The 18,705-nt window shown below is 46.3% G+C and carries 21 protein-coding genes and 1 other annotated feature; of the genes, 19 read left to right on the top strand and 2 right to left on the bottom strand.

Translation table 11 applies throughout. From position 1 onward, the window contains the following. The first annotated feature begins 13 nt into the window (after positions 1-13). From mreC to pheA, 14 genes are all read left to right on the top strand, one after another. The gene (gene mreC / locus EJA10_RS20260) at positions 14-904 is read left to right on the top strand and encodes a rod shape-determining protein MreC (RefSeq protein ID WP_125481855.1); all 891 of its coding nucleotides are present in this window, start codon (positions 14-16) and stop codon (positions 902-904) included. After that, the gene (gene mreD, locus EJA10_RS20255; RefSeq protein ID WP_125481854.1) at positions 901-1,419 is read left to right on the top strand and encodes a rod shape-determining protein MreD; all 519 of its coding nucleotides are present in this window, start codon (positions 901-903) and stop codon (positions 1,417-1,419) included. The genes mreC and mreD overlap by 4 nt, the downstream gene beginning before the upstream one ends. 206 nt (positions 1,420-1,625) lie before the next feature. After that, positions 1,626-2,306, top strand: coding sequence for a septum site-determining protein MinC (gene minC / locus EJA10_RS20250; protein ID WP_125481853.1), 681 nt, complete (start codon positions 1,626-1,628; stop codon positions 2,304-2,306). A 1-nt stretch (position 2,307) separates the two neighbouring features. After that, complete coding sequence (minD, locus tag EJA10_RS20245; protein ID WP_125481852.1) at positions 2,308-3,111, top strand: septum site-determining protein MinD; 804 nt, start codon at positions 2,308-2,310, stop codon at positions 3,109-3,111. Between the two features lie 154 nt (positions 3,112-3,265). Then, positions 3,266-4,045 carry a M23 family metallopeptidase gene (locus EJA10_RS20240; RefSeq protein WP_125481851.1) on the top strand — a complete coding sequence of 260 codons (780 nt, stop codon included), beginning with the start codon at positions 3,266-3,268 and terminating at the stop codon, positions 4,043-4,045. Next, complete coding sequence (locus tag EJA10_RS20235) at positions 4,038-4,904, top strand: M50 family metallopeptidase (protein ID WP_125481850.1); 867 nt, start codon at positions 4,038-4,040, stop codon at positions 4,902-4,904. Before EJA10_RS20240 ends, EJA10_RS20235 begins: the two co-directional genes overlap by 8 nt. Positions 4,905-4,969: 65 nt before the next feature. After that, complete coding sequence (locus tag EJA10_RS20230) at positions 4,970-6,424, top strand: Rne/Rng family ribonuclease (RefSeq protein WP_125481849.1); 1,455 nt, start codon at positions 4,970-4,972, stop codon at positions 6,422-6,424. Between the two features lie 89 nt (positions 6,425-6,513). Continuing rightward, positions 6,514-6,594, top strand: a sequence feature (ribosomal protein L21 leader region). Positions 6,595-6,609: 15 nt separating this feature from the next. Then, positions 6,610-6,918, top strand: coding sequence for a 50S ribosomal protein L21 (gene rplU / locus EJA10_RS20225; RefSeq protein ID WP_125481848.1), 309 nt, complete (start codon positions 6,610-6,612; stop codon positions 6,916-6,918). Positions 6,919-6,933: 15 nt separating this feature from the next. Then, complete coding sequence (locus EJA10_RS20220; RefSeq protein WP_125481847.1) at positions 6,934-7,266, top strand: ribosomal-processing cysteine protease Prp; 333 nt, start codon at positions 6,934-6,936, stop codon at positions 7,264-7,266. A 12-nt stretch (positions 7,267-7,278) separates the two neighbouring features. Beyond that, positions 7,279-7,569, top strand: coding sequence for a 50S ribosomal protein L27 (gene rpmA, locus EJA10_RS20215; RefSeq protein WP_079509900.1), 291 nt, complete (start codon positions 7,279-7,281; stop codon positions 7,567-7,569). A gap of 130 nt (positions 7,570-7,699) precedes the next feature. Beyond that, entirely contained in the window at positions 7,700-8,239 is a 540-nt protein-coding gene (locus EJA10_RS20210; protein ID WP_125481846.1) for a Spo0B C-terminal domain-containing protein, read from the top strand. A 48-nt stretch (positions 8,240-8,287) separates the two neighbouring features. Then, entirely contained in the window at positions 8,288-9,580 is a 1,293-nt protein-coding gene (gene obgE / locus EJA10_RS20205; RefSeq protein WP_125481845.1) for a GTPase ObgE, read from the top strand. A gap of 115 nt (positions 9,581-9,695) precedes the next feature. After that, positions 9,696-10,148 (top strand): ACT domain-containing protein, encoded by a 453-nt coding sequence (locus EJA10_RS20200; RefSeq protein WP_125481844.1) that lies wholly within the window; start codon positions 9,696-9,698, stop codon positions 10,146-10,148. A 36-nt stretch (positions 10,149-10,184) separates the two neighbouring features. Then, a complete protein-coding gene (pheA, locus tag EJA10_RS20195; protein ID WP_125481843.1) occupies positions 10,185-11,027 on the top strand; it encodes a prephenate dehydratase in 843 nt (280 codons plus the stop codon). A 29-nt stretch (positions 11,028-11,056) separates the two neighbouring features. Here pheA and EJA10_RS20190 read toward each other — a convergent pair whose 3' ends face one another. Both EJA10_RS20190 and EJA10_RS20185 read right to left on the bottom strand, forming a co-directional pair. Next, entirely contained in the window at positions 11,057-11,599 is a 543-nt protein-coding gene (locus tag EJA10_RS20190) for a transcription repressor NadR (RefSeq protein ID WP_125481842.1), read from the bottom strand. A gap of 58 nt (positions 11,600-11,657) precedes the next feature. Next, complete coding sequence (locus tag EJA10_RS20185) at positions 11,658-12,797, bottom strand: IscS subfamily cysteine desulfurase (RefSeq protein ID WP_125481841.1); 1,140 nt, start codon at positions 12,795-12,797, stop codon at positions 11,658-11,660. A 181-nt stretch (positions 12,798-12,978) separates the two neighbouring features. On the opposite strand from EJA10_RS20185, the gene nadB reads away from it, so the two are divergent. The 5 genes from nadB to safA form a co-directional block, all read left to right on the top strand. Beyond that, the gene (gene nadB, locus EJA10_RS20180) at positions 12,979-14,562 is read left to right on the top strand and encodes an L-aspartate oxidase (RefSeq protein ID WP_125481840.1); all 1,584 of its coding nucleotides are present in this window, start codon (positions 12,979-12,981) and stop codon (positions 14,560-14,562) included. After that, the gene (nadC, locus tag EJA10_RS20175) at positions 14,531-15,412 is read left to right on the top strand and encodes a carboxylating nicotinate-nucleotide diphosphorylase (protein ID WP_125481839.1); all 882 of its coding nucleotides are present in this window, start codon (positions 14,531-14,533) and stop codon (positions 15,410-15,412) included. The genes nadB and nadC overlap by 32 nt, the downstream gene beginning before the upstream one ends. Further along, positions 15,384-16,490 carry a quinolinate synthase NadA gene (gene nadA / locus EJA10_RS20170; protein WP_125481838.1) on the top strand — a complete coding sequence of 369 codons (1,107 nt, stop codon included), beginning with the start codon at positions 15,384-15,386 and terminating at the stop codon, positions 16,488-16,490. The genes nadC and nadA overlap by 29 nt, the downstream gene beginning before the upstream one ends. Before the next feature lie 429 nt (positions 16,491-16,919). Further along, positions 16,920-17,084: a hypothetical protein gene (locus EJA10_RS23560; RefSeq protein WP_170169205.1), complete on the top strand. Its 165-nt coding sequence runs from the start codon at positions 16,920-16,922 to the stop codon at positions 17,082-17,084. Between the two features lie 168 nt (positions 17,085-17,252). Further along, positions 17,253-18,705: SafA/ExsA family spore coat assembly protein (safA, locus tag EJA10_RS20165; RefSeq protein WP_246017894.1), on the top strand; the 1,453-nt coding region annotated here is incomplete at its 3' end.

Genomic DNA, 18,705 nt, shown 5'->3' with positions numbered 1-18,705 from the left:
AGAGGTGTAAATCATGCCACAGTTCTTTTTAAATAAACGCCTGATAATGCTGCTTGTGAGCATTATAGTCCTCGTGGCATTGATTGGTTTTTCTTTAAGGGAAAGGGAAGAATTGACATGGCCCGAAAAGTTTGTCAAAGACTCCACGAGCTGGGTGCAATCCCTTGTATCAAGGCCGGCTAATTATATTGCAGGTGTGGTTGAAAACCTTCAAGACTTGCAAAATACATATCAGGAAAATAAAGAATTGAAGAAACGCGTTGATGATATGGCTCGCCTTGAAGCAAAGGTTTACTCGCTTGAAAAAGAAAACGAGGAGCTCCAGGAGATCTTGGATAAACAAGAATCACTTGCAGACTATGAACCAATCCAGGCAGTCAGGATCGCGAGAAGTCCTGAACGGTGGAACGAACTGATCGTCATCAATAAAGGCACGGCAAATGGCGTAGAAAAAAACATGGCTGTGATTACAGCGAAAGGCCTGATCGGAAAAGTAAAAAGCACTACACCATTTTCAGCTACCGTGCAGCTGGTGAGCTCGATCGATCCGACCAACCGGATTTCAGCCATCCTGCAGGCAGAAGAGCCGCTTTATGGAACGATCGAAGGCTATGACAAGAAAAATGAGCTGCTTTTGCTAAAAGGTCTTCCGTATGACGCGAAGGTGGAGAAAGGCCAAAATGTCGTGACGACGGGAATGGGCGGCATTTTCCCTAAAGACCTGCCAATTGGCAAGGTGGTAAAGGTCGTACCTGATGAATTCGGCCTGAATCAAACAGCCTATATCAAACCGGAAGCGAATCTTTATGACGTTGAACATGTGATGGTCGTAAAGAAATCGATGATTTCGGTCGATCTTGAAGAAAGCTTAAAAGATAGCGAAGGTGAGGAGGAAGGCAATTGATCCGTTTCCTGCTGCCTGCACTATTTGCTTTTTTGTTTATCCTGGAAAGTTTGTTTGTCGAACTTATTCCAGCTGAATTATTCAATAGTGACCGCATCCTTGCGCCACACTTCCTGATGGCCGGCATTTTGTTTTTGACGGCCTATCTCAGTCCCAAGCATGGCATCATTTACGGTTTGATCTTCGGTTTCCTTTTTGATGTTGTGTACACTGAAATCATTGGAATCTATCTGTTCGTGTTCCCTTTCATTGCCTATCTGTTCGCGAACATGATCAGAGTGCTGCAGACCAATATCCTGGTTGTTTCGATTTTATCTCTGGCGGGCATTGCGCTTTTGGAAATCGGAGTCTATCAACTGATGCTGCTGATAAAAATTACTGACCTGGACTTTTCGACCTATGTTAAAATAAGACTAGTCCCGACACTCATCCTGAATCTGGCATTTATCATCCTGGCAGCATACCCATTCAAAAAACAGTTCGAGAAGGCTTCGGACCGGCTTAGGAACGATTAAAAATAATCAATGTTGCCTATTCAAATAGAGGATTTTGACGGATGATTGTCGAATTTCATTGTATGAAAGAATTATTTTACAGCAGACTAGTGTCTAGCTACAGCGCCGTAAGTCTCAAAGGCTGCTGAACTGCCCCAGCCGGAATCCCATTTCCTGCCGGAGCCGTTCGATGCGCTCGCGCTTTTCTTATGAGGTGAACATCCAGTATGAAGAAAACACAAAATGTGACGATAAAAGGGACAAAAGATGGACTGACACTCCATTTGAGTGATACATGCTCCTACGATGAATTGAAAAAAGAGCTCGACAGGAAGCTTTCCAATTCATCACGTGTCCAGGAGGAGCAGCAGCTTCTTTCGGTGAAGGTCAAGGTAGGGAACAGGTACCTGACGAAAGAGCAGGCGGAAGAACTAAAGGATCTGATCCGCCAGAAACGAAATCTGATCGTGGATGATTTGGAGACGAATGTGATCACGAAGGAGGAAGCGGAACGTCTTCGACAGGAAACGGAAATCGTGCCTGTTGCCAAAGTGATCCGTTCCGGCCAGGTCCTCGAAATAACGGGCGATTTGCTCCTGGTTGGCGATGTTAATCCAGGAGGGACCGTCAAGGCGACAGGGAATATTTTCATTATGGGTGCCTTGAAAGGAATTGCCCATGCCGGCTCTGGGGGCAACAAAGAGGCCGTCATTGCTGCTTCAGTCATGAAGCCTTCGCAGCTGCGGATCAGCGATTGCATCAACCGCGCACCTGAAGAAGTCCCGGAGGACGAGAATCGTGTCATGGAATGCGCGTACATATCTGACAATCAGCAGATTGTCGTTGATAGATTACAAGTTTTAATGAAAAAAAGACCTAGTTTGACTAGATTTGAAGGAGGCCTCTAAAGTGGGAGAAGCGATTGTAGTTACATCCGGAAAAGGCGGAGTCGGCAAAACGACAACTTCTGCTAATATTGGTACAGCACTGGCCCTTCAAGGCAAAAGAGTCTGCCTTGTCGATACAGATATCGGCCTGCGAAACCTCGACGTTGTCATGGGGCTGGAAAATCGTATCATCTATGACCTTGTCGATGTGATTGAAGGCAGATGCAAAATCCATCAGGCTCTTGTAAAAGATAAACGCTTCGATGACCATCTTTACTTGCTTCCTGCTGCCCAGACCAGCGATAAAACAGCGGTCCAGCCGGAACAAATGAGGAAATTGGTGAATGAACTGAAGCAGGATTATGATTATATCATCATCGACTGCCCGGCTGGAATCGAGCAAGGCTATAAAAATGCCGTTGCCGGTGCGGACAAGGCGATTGTCGTCACGACTCCGGAGGTTTCTGCTGTAAGGGATGCTGACCGGATTATTGGCCTGCTTGAAAAAGAAGAAAATGTGGAATCACCAAAGCTGGTGATTAACCGGATCCGCAGCCACATGATGAAAAATGGCGATATGCTGGATGTCGATGAAATCACCACTCATCTTTCGATCGATTTGATTGGCATCGTCGCCGATGATGATGAAGTCATCAAAGCTTCAAACCACGGTGAGCCGATTGCGCTCAATCCGAACAGCAAGGCATCGATCGCCTACAGGAACATTGCCAGAAGAATTCTCGGGGAATCTGTTCCATTGCAACAGCTGGATACTGAAGACAAAGGCGTTTTCTCGAAGATCAAGAAGTTCTTCGGAGTTCGCTGATTATAGGAAAAAGCGTATATCCAAGATGCGTCATGCATCTCTGGCTCTGCGCTTTTTTTAGTTCTGTCATTCTATCCATTCTTTCTAGTCATACTCTCGTTGGACAGGTCATAAACTTGTACTACTTAGAGTACATGGGGAATGGTGGGATTGGATGAGCTCTAGAGCGGATGATGTTCGGAAGAGGATGTTACGGAAGAAGAAAGAGCGGGAAAGAATGCATAAAATGAGTCATGGCCGTTTTTTATCGCAGGAAGAAGAGAAACATGGCTTTGACAGGATTCCTTCCTATGATTTTGGTCCAGGGGAAGGCGGCCATCCATTGTTTAAAAAGGAAGTCTTTTTATTCAAAATCCTTGCATCGGCCTGTCTTGTGCTGATAGTGGCGATTATCTTCAGGAGTCCTTCTGAAAAGGCGGAGACGATCCAGGGATATGTGAAGCACACGATGGAACAGGAATTCCAATTTGCGGCTGTGTCGGATTGGTATCAGGAGCAGTTTGGCAAGCCGCTGGCGCTGCTGCCCGCGAAGAATGCGGGGGGGGAGAGCGACCAGGAAAATGCTTCAGAGAGCACTGAGTATGCGCTGCCTGCCTCCGGAAAAATCCTTGAGGACTTTGGCGATAATGGCCAGAGGATTACGATTGAAACTGGAAAAGGAGCCGAGGTCGAAGCGATGAATGAAGGGCTTGTCCATTTTGTCGGCATGAAGGAAGGGTTCGGCAAAACCGTTATCGTCCAGCATGCAGACAAGAGTGAAACTTGGTATGGGAACCTCGATGGAATTGATGTGAATTTGTATGAATATATCTCCAAAGGCACAAAGGTTGGAACGGCGATGGACAGCGCGGATGGAACGAAAGGTTCCTTTTACTTCGCGATTAAAAAAGGGGATGACTTCATTGATCCCGTCCAGGTGATCAAGTTTGAATAAACCCCTTGAATTATTGCGGAAAATTCATATCCATCCTCTGCTGTGGGTGGTCATCGCCCTTGCTGTCGCTACGGCGCATTTCATAGAGCTGATGATGGTGCTGCTGATTATTTTTGTTCATGAAATGGGACATGGTGCTGCAGCCTCTTTTTTTTCGTGGAGAATCAAGAAAATTGCTTTGCTGCCATTTGGCGGAGTGGCGGAGATGGATGAGCACGGGAATCGTCCGTTAAAAGAAGAGCTGATTGTCGTACTGGCAGGACCCCTGCAGCATGTATGGCTGATCGCTCTCTCCTACCTGCTGTTTTTAGCAGGTTTCGTTCCCGAGAAATGGCACACGCTGTTCATTGAATACAATTTGATGGTTTTATTTTTTAATCTGCTGCCGATCTGGCCGCTGGATGGAGGAAAGCTTCTGTTCGTTCTCCTTTCCATGAAGTCAGCCTTCCAGGAAGCGCATCTTCGGACCTTATATTTTTCAGCGGGAGCACTCCTCCTATTCTCAGTGATCCTGCTGGTGCTCGCTCCGCTGACTTTGAATATCTGGGTGATTATCGGTTTCCTGGCATTCTCGCTTTATTTTGAATGGAAGCAAAGGCGATATACATTCATGCGCTTTTTAATGGAGAGGCATTACGGGAAGGAAATGGATTTCAGAGAGTTGAAACCCATCAACGCAGCAGAAAATGACATGGTAGGCCATGTTCTTGAGAAATTCCATCGCGGCTGCAAACACCCCATCATCGTTAAAAAGCAGAATGGCAAAGAAATGGTCATGGACGAGAATGAATTGCTCCATGCGTTTTTCAGTGAGAAGCTGTTGACGGCGAAGATAGGAGATTTGCTTTACACCTATTAAAATAGGATAATGAATGCAGCGTGAAGCTTCTTTCACGCTGCATTTTTTTGCGAGTAGGGAGAAAAATGAATCAATTAATCATCAATACAAACTCCAGGGAAAGACGCTTCGCACTGATCAAAAACGGCGAAGTGGAGAAAATCTATATCGAACAGCCGAGTCAGCAATCGCTGGTGGGAAATATCTATCTTGGAGTCGTCGAAAAGGTGATTCCGGGAATGAATGCGGCCTTCGTCAATATCGGAGAGAAGGACAACGCTTTCCTGCCAAAAGATAAACTTGCCTCTTATAACGTATCTCAGGATGAGAATAAAAAAAACCGGCCGATTTCCTCTTTTGTCCATCAAGGTGAAAAGCTCCTGGTCCAGGTTGAAAAAGACGCCGCCGGGACAAAAGGAGCGAGGTTGACAGGGATCATAGAAATTCAGGGTGAACATCTTGTATATATGCCAAAAGGCAACTATATTGCCATTTCCAAAAAAGCGGAAACTTCCGAAATGAGGAACAAATGGCGGGAATTCGCCAAACAGGTGAAAAATGCAGATGAAGGGCTGATTTTCAGGACGGAAAGCCTGAGCCAGACAGAAGTCGTCATCACTGAGGAATTAGAACAGCATCGAAATCAATATGATGAAATGCTAAGAGCCTCCTCAGCGATGAAAAAGCCGGGCATCGTCTACAGCCGGGATTATTTTTTTGAGCAGGCAGCAGGCGCGCTGATTCTTCTGGAAGAAGGCACCGTCATAACAGATAGCCTAGAGTTCAAGAAGAGAATCGAGTCTCATCTCCAGACTGCTCAGACAATTGAATTTTACAATGGAAAGGAAAATATCTTTTCCTTTTATAAAATAGAGCAGGAAATTGAGCGACTGTTAAAGAGGATTGTTTGGCTGGACAAAGGAGCGTATTTGGTCATCGACCAGGCCGAAGCGATGACGGTGATCGATGTAAATACCGGCAAGTTTTCGGGGAATAAGGACCTGCATGATACTGTCGTCAAAACGAATGTGAATGCGGCTGTTGAAGCAGCGAGGCAAATCCGGCTCAGGGACGCAGCAGGCATCATACTGATAGACTTCATCGATATGCAGGGTCAAAAGGAGCGCGATAAAGTCTTAAAAGCAGTTCAAAAAGAGCTTCAGCATGACGAGCGTCGTACCAGGATCGTTGGATTTACCGAGTTGGGAATCCTGCAATTGACCAGGAAGAAAACGAAACATTCGCTGGCAGAGACACTGACCGAAAAATGCAAGGCATGCGGAGGATCCGGCAGGGTGGTCAGCTCCGAAACCGTTGCCTACCGACTTGAGCGTGAACTGTGGGAATATAAGAATTCCGATCACGAAGAACTTCGAGTCGCCGCGACTCCGGAAGTCATTCACCATTTTTCCGGTCAGAAGGATATCCATAAATTGAGGCTTGAACAGGCACTCGGGTTTAAGATAAAATTCTCTCTGTCAGATGCGGACAGGCCACACTATGAAATCATCAAGGCTGGCGCTTCGGCTGAACACGGTTGAACCATGTCTGGCCATTAAAAGAACATCAATTATTATGTTGACACTTTCGCTCGGCATATGATAGTATTTTAATGTTATTGTTTGTAGCACCCGTGCTACAACCGCACACTTCAGGTATGTAAGCTTTGCGATTACGCAAACGCCTGCGGTCGGCGAGTCTGAGTCTAATGAGGAGGTGCACTGGAATGTACGCAATTATCGAAACTGGCGGCAAGCAAGTAAAGGTAGAAGCAGGACAAGCAATCTACATTGAAAAGCTAAACGCTGCTGAAGGCGAAACTGTAACTTTTGACAAGGTTCTTTTTGTAGGTGGCGAAGATGTTAAAGTTGGAAGCCCACTAGTTGAAGGCGCAACTGTAACAGCTAAGGTTGAAAAGAACGGCCGTCAAAAGAAAATCATCGTTTTCAAGTACAAGGCGAAAAAGAACAATCGTAAGAAGCAAGGTCATCGTCAGCCTTACACTAAAGTTGTGATCGAAAAGATCAACGCTTAATAAAGGCGGATTGTCATGATTCGTGCTACGATTAATCGTACAAAATCCGGAAGCATCCAATCGTTTACGATCAGCGGCCACGCCGGGTTTGCTGCCCATGGGAGCGATATCGTCTGTGCAGGCGTTTCTGCCGTATCGTTCGGGACAGTGAATTCGATCATTTCTTTGACAGGAATCACTCCTGACATTGAACAAGGAGCAGATGGATTTCTCCGCTGTGACATCCCGGACAATTTGCCTGAGGAGACACAGGAGAAAATACAATTGCTGCTTGAAGGCATGGTTGTCTCTTTGCAGACGATGGAGAAAGATTACGGAAAGCACATAAAATTAACCTTCAAAAAGTAGGAGGTGGAACAAATGTTAAGATTAGATCTTCAATTCTTCGCTTCTAAGAAGGGTGTAGGTTCAACTAAGAACGGACGTGACTCAATCGCAAAGCGTCTTGGCGCTAAGCGTGCAGATGGTCAATTCGTAACTGGTGGTTCTATCCTTTACCGTCAGCGCGGAACTAAAATCTACCCAGGTGTAAACGTGGGTAAAGGTGGAGATGACACTCTATTCGCTAAGGTTGACGGCGTCGTTAAATTCGAACGTCTTGGCCGTGACCGCAAGCAAGTAAGTGTTTATCCAGCAGCTCAAGAAGCGTAAGCTAAAGAGAAGCCCTAACCACTGCGGTTAGGGTTTTCTTGTTTTTGAAACCAATATACATAATTTACTTACGAAGAACGGCTTTTTTGTTATACTTACACCAAGCAGTCTTAGGAGTAGGAGTATGTCTATGAAAAAAGAGTGGGACACAATCGAGGTTTTGCGCCATGCGCGCCATGATTGGATGAACAAGCTTCAATTAATTAAAGGCAATCTATCGCTGAACAAAGTAGATCGGGCTAAAGATATCATTGAAGAAATTATCATGGAAGCCAGGCAGGATGCAAAGCTATCCAATTTACATCTTCCTCAGTTTGCCTCTACATTGTTAACCTGCAATTGGGAGAATCGTCATTTTCAATTGGAATATGAGGTAATGGACTCCCAGAACTTCCACAGATTAGATGACCAGCTGCTGACAGGCTGGACAGAGCGGCTTTTTGATACACTGGATTCTTCCGTTGAACAATACCAAGAAAATCATCTTTCCGTAACGATCGATCCCCAGGAAAAAGGAATCGGGTTCTTTTTTGATTTTAGCGGGATAATAAATAATAAAAAGCGCTTGGAAAGCTTCCTGGAAGACCAGCCTTGTGAAAACATGAAGGTCTTTTCAGATGGCGTGGTCGATGGAGAATTGACAATAGAAGTTTTTATGGAATCTCTATAGGGAAACATAAAACATGATAACAAATATCAGACAGGTGGTAATGACATAATGTTTGTCGATCAGGTAAAAATTTATGTAAAAGGCGGGGACGGCGGCGATGGAATGGTCGCTTTCCGCCGTGAAAAATATGTGCCAAAGGGCGGGCCTGCCGGCGGCGACGGAGGCAACGGAGCGAACGTTGTGTTCCAGGTTGAAGAAGGCTTGCGTACATTGATGGATTTCAGGTACCAGCGCCACTTCAAAGCACCGCGCGGCGAGCACGGGATGTCCAAGAACCAGCATGGTAAAAATTCGAAGGATATGATCGTCAAGGTTCCTCCTGGAACTATTGTATCCGATGCGGAAACAGGCGCTGTTATCGCGGATTTGGTGGAACATGGCCAGCAGGCTGTCATCGCCAGGGGCGGACGTGGCGGCCGGGGGAACTCCCGTTTCGCGACTCCTGCCAATCCGGCGCCAGAGCTGTCCGAAAAAGGGGAGCCTGGCCAGGAGCGGGAAATCATCATGGAGCTGAAGCTGCTTGCGGATGTAGGGCTGGTCGGTTTTCCGAGCGTCGGAAAATCAACGTTGTTGTCTGTTGTATCAGCAGCAAGGCCGAAGATTGCTGAATACCATTTTACGACGATCGCTCCAAATTTAGGCATGGTCGAAACAGAAGATGGCCGAAGCTTTGTTCTTGCAGATCTGCCTGGTCTTATTGAAGGGGCACACTCCGGAGTAGGTTTGGGGCATCAATTCCTTCGTCATATCGAGCGTACTCGCGTCATCATCCACGTGATTGATATGGCCGCGACTGAAGGTAGAGACCCTTATGAAGATTATCTGACGATCAATAATGAATTAAAGGAATATAACCTGAGGCTGACGGAAAGACCTCAAGTTATCGTTGCCAATAAGATGGACATGCCGGATGCCGAAGAAAATCTGAGTGTGTTCAAGGAGAAGCTGGGCAATGAGCATCCAATCTTCCCGATTTCTGCCGTAACGAGGTCAGGTCTTCGTGAATTATTATTCGCCGTGGCCGACCTAATCGAGCAAACTCCGGAATTCCCGATTATTGATGAGGCGGAACTGGAAAAAGAGGAAAACCGAGTCATGTATAAGCATGAAAAGGCCGAACAGGAATTCCAGATTACCCGTGAATCGGATGGAACCTTTGTTATTTCCGGTGACAGCATTGAAAGACTGTTCAAGATGACAGACTTTTCAAGGGAAGAGTCAATCAGGAGATTTGCTCGCCAAATGCGCGGTATGGGCATTGATGATGCATTGAGAGAAAGAGGAGCGAAAGACGGCGATACCGTCAAACTTCTTGAGTATGAATTTGAGTTTGTTGAATAACGTAACAAAAGGAAAGAAATCTGTTACGACGGGAAAGGAGGGTCGATTAGCCCCAAACAGGCTAATCGGCCTTCATCTTTAAGATTGAGTTAGCTTTCTGTTGGGGTGATGGAGTATGAAGCAAAATCAGGATCAGAAGTTTTACCTCGTTCGTGAAGACGTCTTGCCTGAGGCGATGAAAAAGACACTCGAAGCAAAAGAGATGATTGAGCGAGGAAAGGCTGAGTCTGTCTGGGACGCAGTTCAGCGAGTTGACTTAAGCCGCAGTGCTTTTTACAAATATCGGGATACTGTGTTTCCATTCCATACTGTGGTAAAAGAACGGATCATTACGCTGTTTTTTCAGCTTGAGGACCGTTCAGGCACGCTGTCAGAGCTGCTCGGCACTGTTGCGGCTACCGGATGCAATGTATTGACAATCCATCAGACCATCCCCCTTCAGGGCAGAGCAAACGTAACGCTGAGCCTGAATGTCTCCGAGATGAAAGTGGAGATGGATGAAATGCTGGCAAAGCTGAAGCGGCTTGAATTTGTGGAAAAAGTAGAAGTGCTCGGTTCAGGAGCCTAATAAAAGAGATAGTCTGCAGCAGGGGGAGGAAGTAGCTTGAAAATTGGATATCTTGGCCCAAAAGCGACATTTACTGACTTTGCAGCACGGCAGTTGTTTCCGGAAGGTGAGAGAATTCCTTTTGTGAGTATTCCAGAATGCATGGATGCTGCTGCATCAGGTGAAATTCATGCGGCAATCGTACCGTTGGAAAATTCGATTGAAGGCTCGGTCAATATTACGATTGATTATCTGGTCCATGAGTCGAATCTGAAAATCATTGGAGAAGCCGTCGTGCCGATCAGGCAGCATTTGCTCGTACACCCTGCAAACCAGGACAATTGGATGCATGCTGAAGGAATATACAGCCATCCACACGCTCTTGCCCAGTGCCATAAATTTTTACATAAGGAATTCAAAGGTGTAATGCTTGAGAACATGGCTTCTACAGCGGCAGCAGCGAAATACGTCAAAGACCGTCCCGGAGAGAAAATCGCTGCCATTGCGAACAGTCTGGCTGCAGAAGAGTATGGCTTATTCATAGCCAGAGAGAACATTCACGATTACAGCTATAACCACACCGTTTTCGCTGTACTTGCACAGGAAGGGCATAATGTTTCATTTGCAAAGGCCGATGAACCAAAAACGACCTTGATGGTTACCTTGCCTTCCGACCAGGCAGGCGCTTTGCATCAGGTCCTGTCCGCCTTTTCATGGCGCAAGCTAAACCTGTCAAAAATTGAATCCCGCCCAATGAAAACAGGCCTTGGGAATTATTTTTTCATCATTGATATTAATCTTGAAATCGATGATGTATTGATTCCGGGAGCGATTGCCGAGCTCGAGGCCTTAGGCTGCGGCGTCAAGCTGCTCGGCAGTTATCACAGTCGAAAATTATAAAAAGGTCCATCCTCGGGGATGGACCTTTTCTATTGCTCCAGATTTATGAGAAAATTTGCTTTCCGCAATGCTTCCTCGGCCTGATTCAGTGCTTTTTCGGACGATGCTGTGATGGTATGCAAATGAATACCATCTGTCAGCTCAGACAAATAAGATGCCTTCGTTTTGCGGATTTTTTCCATGAACTGCTTTACTTCCAGACGATTCGAGACCATGATGGAAGCTGTCAAATCCCCGTAGACTGGATGCTCGATTTTGACATCCTTAACTGTCACTCCATGATCGACAAGAAGAATCAGCTCTTCCTCGGTCCTTTCCGGACTATGGGAGCAGGCGATGATCCGTTCCGCAGAAGCTGGATGGGAAGCGTGCATATATAGGTACCCCTGACTCGTCGCAATGATGGGCTCGTTCCTCGCCTTCAACAGGGTAATATCGCCAACGATGACCTGTCTGCTGACATTGGTAATGGATGCAAGCTCACTTCCGGTGATCGGCTCCCTGCTTTCCTGCAAGCGTTTCAGGATGTACGCCCGGCGTTCATCACCAAGGATTTTGGTCGTTTCCTTCATAAATCCGATCTCTCCTTCACTTCTTCATTCGTGAATTTTACCATAACTACTTCGAAAGTTAAAATGCTGATACCTGCACGGTCAGGTCAGCCAATATTTTCCCAAGATCTTCCGCATCCTTATCGGTCGTAAATCTCCCGAATGAGATTCTGAAAAATTCTTTGGCTGCTTTCCCTTCTATACCCATGGCGGTCATCGTTTTTGCTGGTGAAAGCATACCGGTGTGACAGGCTGTGCCGGTGGAAATGGCATATCCTCGGCGATTGCATTCAAGCAGGACGAGCTGGCCTTCCACACCTATAATCCCCATTCCTAAAATGCCAGGCAGCTGTTCCTCCCCTTCGGAACCAAACATACGGAACCTGTCCTTTGAATTCGAAAGGGAAGCGAGAAGGGTGGACCTGAGCGCTTTCAGTCTTTTTGCTTCTTCAGGCAGGGTGAGATGGACCTTTTGGGCGGCTGAAGTCATCGCTGCGATTCCAGGGACATTGACTGTGCCCGGCCGGAACCCTTTTTCATGTACGGTTCCTTCAATGAAAGGCTGCCAGGCAACCCGCGGATTGATATACGCCACGCCAGTGCCCTTTGGTCCGTAAAACTTATGTCCAGATATCGAAAGGGCATCAACCGAGCCCGCAATGCCAGCGATGGAAATCTTGCCAAACGTTTGGACACAATCGGTGTGGATAAAGATTTGCTTGTCTCGGCAAAAGTCGGCGATCTTTTTTATAGGCTGAACGGTGCCGACTTCGGAATTGCCATGATGTATTGAAACAAGCACCGTTTCCTCCTTTACGGCAGCTAAAAAGCTTTCAAAATCAACCAGCCCTTTTTCATCCAGAGGAAGGTAAGTAACCTCCCAACCTTCTCGCTCAAGCTTTTTCATCAGGTTGAAGACGGAAGAATGCTCAGCAAGTGTGGTAATGATATGATTCCCATTCTTTCTGGCAGCTGACAGCAGTGCCATGATCCCAAGGAAATTGGATTCTGAACCCCCGCTTGAAAAATAGATACCGGCACTGTCTACGCCGAGCATGCGCGCAAATTCCTCCCGGCAGCTCTCCAGGAGATTGGCCGATGTGCTTCCAGTTTCATGAAGGCTCTGGCTGTTCCCAAAATAATCAGTGGAAGCCTTAACAAAAATATCCGCAGCCTCAGGGTCAAGCGGACATGTAGCCGCATAATCAAAATATTTCATTTGTACTCTCCTGTTTGTGGTTTGGTATTTTAACAATTCGGGATCAATTGCCTTTTGGCGGATAGAAATTACGAACTTCTATCGGTCCTGACAATCAGTCAGATAAAAGTTCTTGTCAACAGTGTAAAACTGTGTAAATATATATGTCAAGACACCTGTTAATCCAGGAGGCTATAAAACTATGAAGCATGCAGATGTTATCATTATTGGCAGTGGGATTGCCGCGTTGCAGCTCGCCAATAAATTAGCAAAGAATATAAATGTGATGATTCTCACAAAGAAAGATTTGAGAACAGGAAACTCCTATATGGCGCAGGGAGGGGTAGCGGCTGCAATGGCTCCCGGCGATGATTTCTATTTACATTATCTTGATACGCTTGAAGCAGGCGCCCACCATAATAACGCTGAAGCTGTGCTGGAAATGACCAAGAGTGCTCCAAAGCTGATTAAAGATTTATGGGAGGGCGGCTGCACATTTGATGAAGACAGCAATGGATCCTTGCTGCTGGGAATGGAAGGTGCCCACAGCAGGAATAGAATCATCCACAGTGGCGGGGATGCAACAGGGAAGCATATGGTTGACCACTTGCTTTCTAAATTTGATGGGAACATTTCGGTGAAGCCGTCTGTCTTTGTCTATGAACTGCTTTTAAATAAAGAAAAGAATACATGTATCGGTGTAAAAGCAAAGCACCCGGATGGCAGGAATGATGTTTATCTTGCCCCGCATATCGTGGTTGCCACTGGTGGTTGCGGGCAGCTCTACTCATTTACCTCAAATGCCGAAACCGCGACAGGGGATGGAATGGCGCTTGCCTACAGAGCGGGTGCGATGCTTGCGGATATGGAGTTTGTCCAATTCCATCCAACCCTATTATATTTAGAGGGGAAGACCAGAGGGCTGATATCAGAAGCCGTTAGGGGTGAAGGAGCAATCCTGGTAACTGCTGAAGGGAAGCGAATCATGGATGGTGTTCATCCTCTGAAAGATCTCGCACCCCGGCATATTGTTTCGCAGACGATTTATGACTACTTACGTAAAGGAACACAGATTTATTTGGATATTACGCCAGTTTCCGACTTCAGTTCACGATTCCCGACGATCAGCGAGTTGTGCCGCAAACATGGGATCGACCTAAAAGAGGGACTGATTCCCGTCGTGCCTGGCAGCCACTTCATCATGGGGGGGATCAAGACAGATTTGCATGGCCGTACAAATATCAATGGTCTTTATGCAATTGGCGAAGCTGCTTGTACGGGAATCCACGGAGCGAACAGGCTGGCAAGCAATTCCCTGCTTGAAGGGATGTTCGTAGGAGGGAAGCTGGCTGATTGGATTAACCAGCAGCTGGGGGGAAAAGTGGATACCTACTATACTGCGCAAAATGCCAAGGTATTTCATGATATGGAATTGCCCGATGCTGATGTTCTGAAAAAGGCAATGATGGATCGAGCCGGGATTGTTAGGACCAGGGAAGCCCTCGTACATCAAAAGGATTGGCTAGCAAAATATGGTCTGGAAGAATGGCTGGAAGCTTCGCTTGATCATCTCGGAACAGACGAGATAGACCGGGTGTTCATGTATATAACGGCCTGGTTGATCACAGAGGCAGCATTTCAAAGAACCGAAAGCCGGGGCGGGCATTACAGGGAAGACTTTCCTCATGAAGATCCTTATAACTGGATGAAAAGACAAATCATCCATCAACGAAAAACAGTAAAGGATGGGAAGCATGAATACAATCAAATTGCGTTTGCTACTTGAACAATTTTTTATTGAAGATATTGGGGACCGCGATGTAACAAGTGAATTGATTTTCGGCAATGAAAGCCGTGGATCCTTAGTCTTGATCGCAAAAGCAGATGGTATCTTCTGCGGGGAGCAAATCATCCATACAGGTTTCAGGTTGATGGATGAAAACAGTCTGGCAGACATCAAGGTAAAGGATGGGGAGAAAGTTAAGTGCGGACAGGAGCTTGCCGTGATCTCCGGCAAGGTGTCCGCATTATTGAAAGCAGAAAGGGTTGTTCTTAATCTAATCCAGCGGATGAGCGGGATCGCGACGAAGACTAGTGAAGCTGTAGCGGTATTGGACAGTACAAAAACAAGGATTTGCGATACGCGGAAAACGACACCAGGTTTGCGCATGCTGGAAAAATACGCGGTACGCTGCGGCGGAGGCTTTAACCATCGTTATGGCTTATATGATGCGGTCATGATCAAGGATAACCATATCGCTTTCGCTGGATCGATCAGCAACGCTGTTCATGCTGTGAGAGCCAGCCTTGGACATATGGTAAAGGCCGAAGTGGAAATCGAAACGAAAGACCAGCTTCTAGAAGCAATTGAAGCGAGGGTTGACTGTATCATGTTCGATAACAGGACACCGGAAGAAATTGCCGAATGGATCAGTCTAGTGCCGAAAGGAATTTTAACCGAGGCATCAGGCGGAATTACACTTGAGAACCTGAATAGCTACCGCAATTGCGGGGTGGATTATATTTCACTTGGCTTCCTGACACACTCGGTGAAGTCATTGGATATCAGCGCGAAGGTCGTTGCAGAAAAGGAAGGAGATGTTTCAAATGAATATTTTGGAGTCGCTAGAATCTAAAAACAGGATGCTTCCTGAAAAATATCGCAATATGTCAGTTGATGAACTTGAAAATCTGGTAAGGGACATAAAAGCGAAAATGGGAAAGAAGCTGTTTATCCCGGGCCATCATTATCAGAAGGATGAAGTCATCCAATTCGCTGACGCGACTGGTGATTCTTTAAAGCTTGCGCAACTGTCAGCGGATAATAAGGATGCTGAGCATATTGTTTTTTGCGGTGTCCATTTCATGGCCGAAACTGCGGATATTTTAACCACTGAGAACCAGAGAGTATATCTGCCTGATATGAGGGCGGGCTGCTCAATGGCGGATATGGCTGATATTTATCAGACTGAGAGGGCATGGGAATTCCTCCAGGTGCTTTTTGGTGACACCATTCTTCCGCTTACTTATGTAAATTCTACAGCAGCGATCAAATCATTCGTCGGTGCAAATGGAGGTGCTACCGTAACATCTTCCAATGCCGAAAAGATGGTACGCTGGGCTTTTTCGCAAAAAGAGCGCCTGTTGTTCCTGCCTGACCAACATTTAGGAAGGAACACCGCTTTTAACATTGGAATCGGGCTTGATGAAATGGCCGTTTACAACCCAATTGAAAATATCCTGGAATTTGACGGCCCGTTAGAAAAAGTGAAAGTCATTCTTTGGAAGGGGCATTGCTCAGTCCATGAGAATTTTACCGTAGAAAATATTGCGGACGTGCGCAGGACGAACCCGGATATGAAAATTATTGTTCACCCTGAATGCCGGCGAGAAGTTGTAGCCCTTTCGGATATGGCGGGCTCGACGAATTACATCATCGAGGCAATCGAAGCCTCTCCTAAAGGTTCTGCCTGGGCAATCGGGACCGAAATGAATCTCGTCAATCGTCTCATTGCGCAGCATCCTGATAAACATATTGTTTCCCTTAACCCTCATATGTGCCCGTGCCTTACGATGAACAGAATCGACCTCCAGCACCTTGCCTGGAGCCTCGAATCCGTCATGGAAGGACAGGAAACCAATATCATAAAAGTAGATGAAAACACAGCAACAAATGCAAAGCTCGCATTAGAACGCATGCTGGAATTGTCATAATGTAAAGCTCTTTTCATAAACTTTGTAACTTTAGGCCTTCGATCCTGCTGGGATTGGGGGTTTTTGTTTTACAGAAAAAAATGGTTATAGCTTCGGACAGTATCCGATGGAGAAGCAGTGAAAATGTCCGAAGATGGCATGACTTCGGACAAAATCAGGTGGAGGGGCAGTGAAAATGTCCGAAGGTGGCATGACTTCGGACAAGATCCGGTGGAGGAGCAGTGAAAATGTCCGAAGATTGCAGGACTTCGGACAAAATCATGCGATGATGCCGTGAAAATGTCCGAAGATAGCAGGACTTCGGACAAAATCAGGTGGAGGAGCAGTGAAAATGTCCGAAGGTGGCATGCCTTCGGACAAAATCATGCGATGAGGCCGTGAAAATGTCCGAAGATAGCAGGACCTCGGACAAAATCCGGTGGAGAGGCAGTGAAAATGTCCGAAGATGACAGGACTTCAGACAAAATCAGGTGGAGAAGCAGTGAAAATGTCCGAAGATGGTTGCCTTCGGACAAATCAATAGAGAACCCACAGAAAGTGAACGGAATTACTTATGTTATACGAAAAGCAGTCATCAATCCGAAAACAGCTTAATGTAAAAATCCTTCTGCGCAGAGAAGGATTTTTTTATAAGGAAAAGCTTAATCTCCCGGGAAAAAACATATTTATTTAGATAGAAGCATAAGTTTTTTTTGAAGATTGTTAGCAATTTGCCCACACCAACATAGAATATATGGACTTATGCCATAGGAGGGAATCAGAGTGAAGATCCATATCGTACAGAAAGGGGATACTCTTTGGAAGATCGCCAAGAAGTACGGCGTGAACTTTGAAGAGCTGAAAAAGATGAACGCCCAGCTCAGCAACCCTGATATGATTATGCCCGGTATGAAAATAAAAGTTCCTACCACTGGAGGTACAGTAAAGAAAGAAGCTCCAATCACTGGTGGAACGCCTCAAGCAAAAATCAATATGGGTGGCAAAAAGGAAATGCCGATTGCCAAAGAGAAACCAATGCCTATTCCTGAAGTGAAAAAGGAAGCGCCGAAAGAGGCGCCAATCAAGGAAATGCCTAAACAAGAAGCACCTAAACCGGTTAAAAAAGAAGAACCTGTTAAACCATATACTCCTAAAATGCCAGTTCAAATCAAGCCGGAAATCGATATTAACAACTATTACATGATGAACATGGCGAATATGCAGCTTCCACCTCAGCCACAGCCGAAACCACAGCCAAAACCACTGCCTAAGGAACAGCCAAAAGCATTGCCTAAGGAACAGCCAAAAGCATTGCCGAAGACGCAGCCACAGCTCCCGCCAAAACCAGACAATATCTTCCCGGAAGTCAAGCCTGAAATCAAGCAGCCGATCAAGCCGCAAGTTAAACCTGAGGTGAAACCGCAGCTGCCGAAGGCTGAGGTCAAGCCAAAGTCGGAAATCAAGCCTGGTATCAAGATTGAAAAGAATGATTACATGGATGAAGCACCTTCCATGATGCCGTATGGTCAAGGGGGTTACCAGCAGCCGATGATCCCATACCCTTATGAATGCTATCCAGGTGCGCCATCCATGCATGGAGCAGGTTTTTACCCAGGAGCCCCACAGATGATGCCATATCCACAGGTACAGGGAGTATCGCAATATCCGGGAATGATGCCAAATATGCCATTGCCTGCAGAAGATATGGAATCATCCTCCTTTGCCCAAAATATGCCGGCGCAAGTTTCGCCTGAAATGACAGGTCCGACATTCCATGGTGTACCGATTTCACCGGTCTTGCCAGGGCCTGGATACTGTCCGCCATATGGCCATGGCTTTCCACAGCAAATGCCGTATATGCCACAGGTAGGCGGAATGATGCAAGATCAAATGCCAATGATGCCGCAGGTTGGTGGGATGCAGGATCAAATGCCGATGATGCCACAGGTAGGCGGGATGCAGGATCAAATGCCAATGATGCCTCAAGTTGGAGGGATGATGGATAACCAGTCTATGCCTCAGGTTGGTGGAATGATGGATGATGAATCATCAGAAATGCCGATGCCTCAAATGCCGCATGTTGCGGGAATGATGGAAAATCAAATGCCACAAGTAGGTGGGATGATGGATAACCCGATGGCACCTCAAATGCAAATGATGCCGCAAGTTGGCGGAATGATGCAGGGGCAGATGCCTCACCAAATGCCAATGATGCCGCAAGTCGGCGGAATGATGC

This window comes from Mesobacillus subterraneus (genome assembly GCF_003937825.1).
Lineage (GTDB): Bacteria > Bacillota > Bacilli > Bacillales > Cytobacillaceae > Mesobacillus > Mesobacillus subterraneus.
This window is presented reverse-complemented; position numbering and strand designations above follow the sequence as displayed.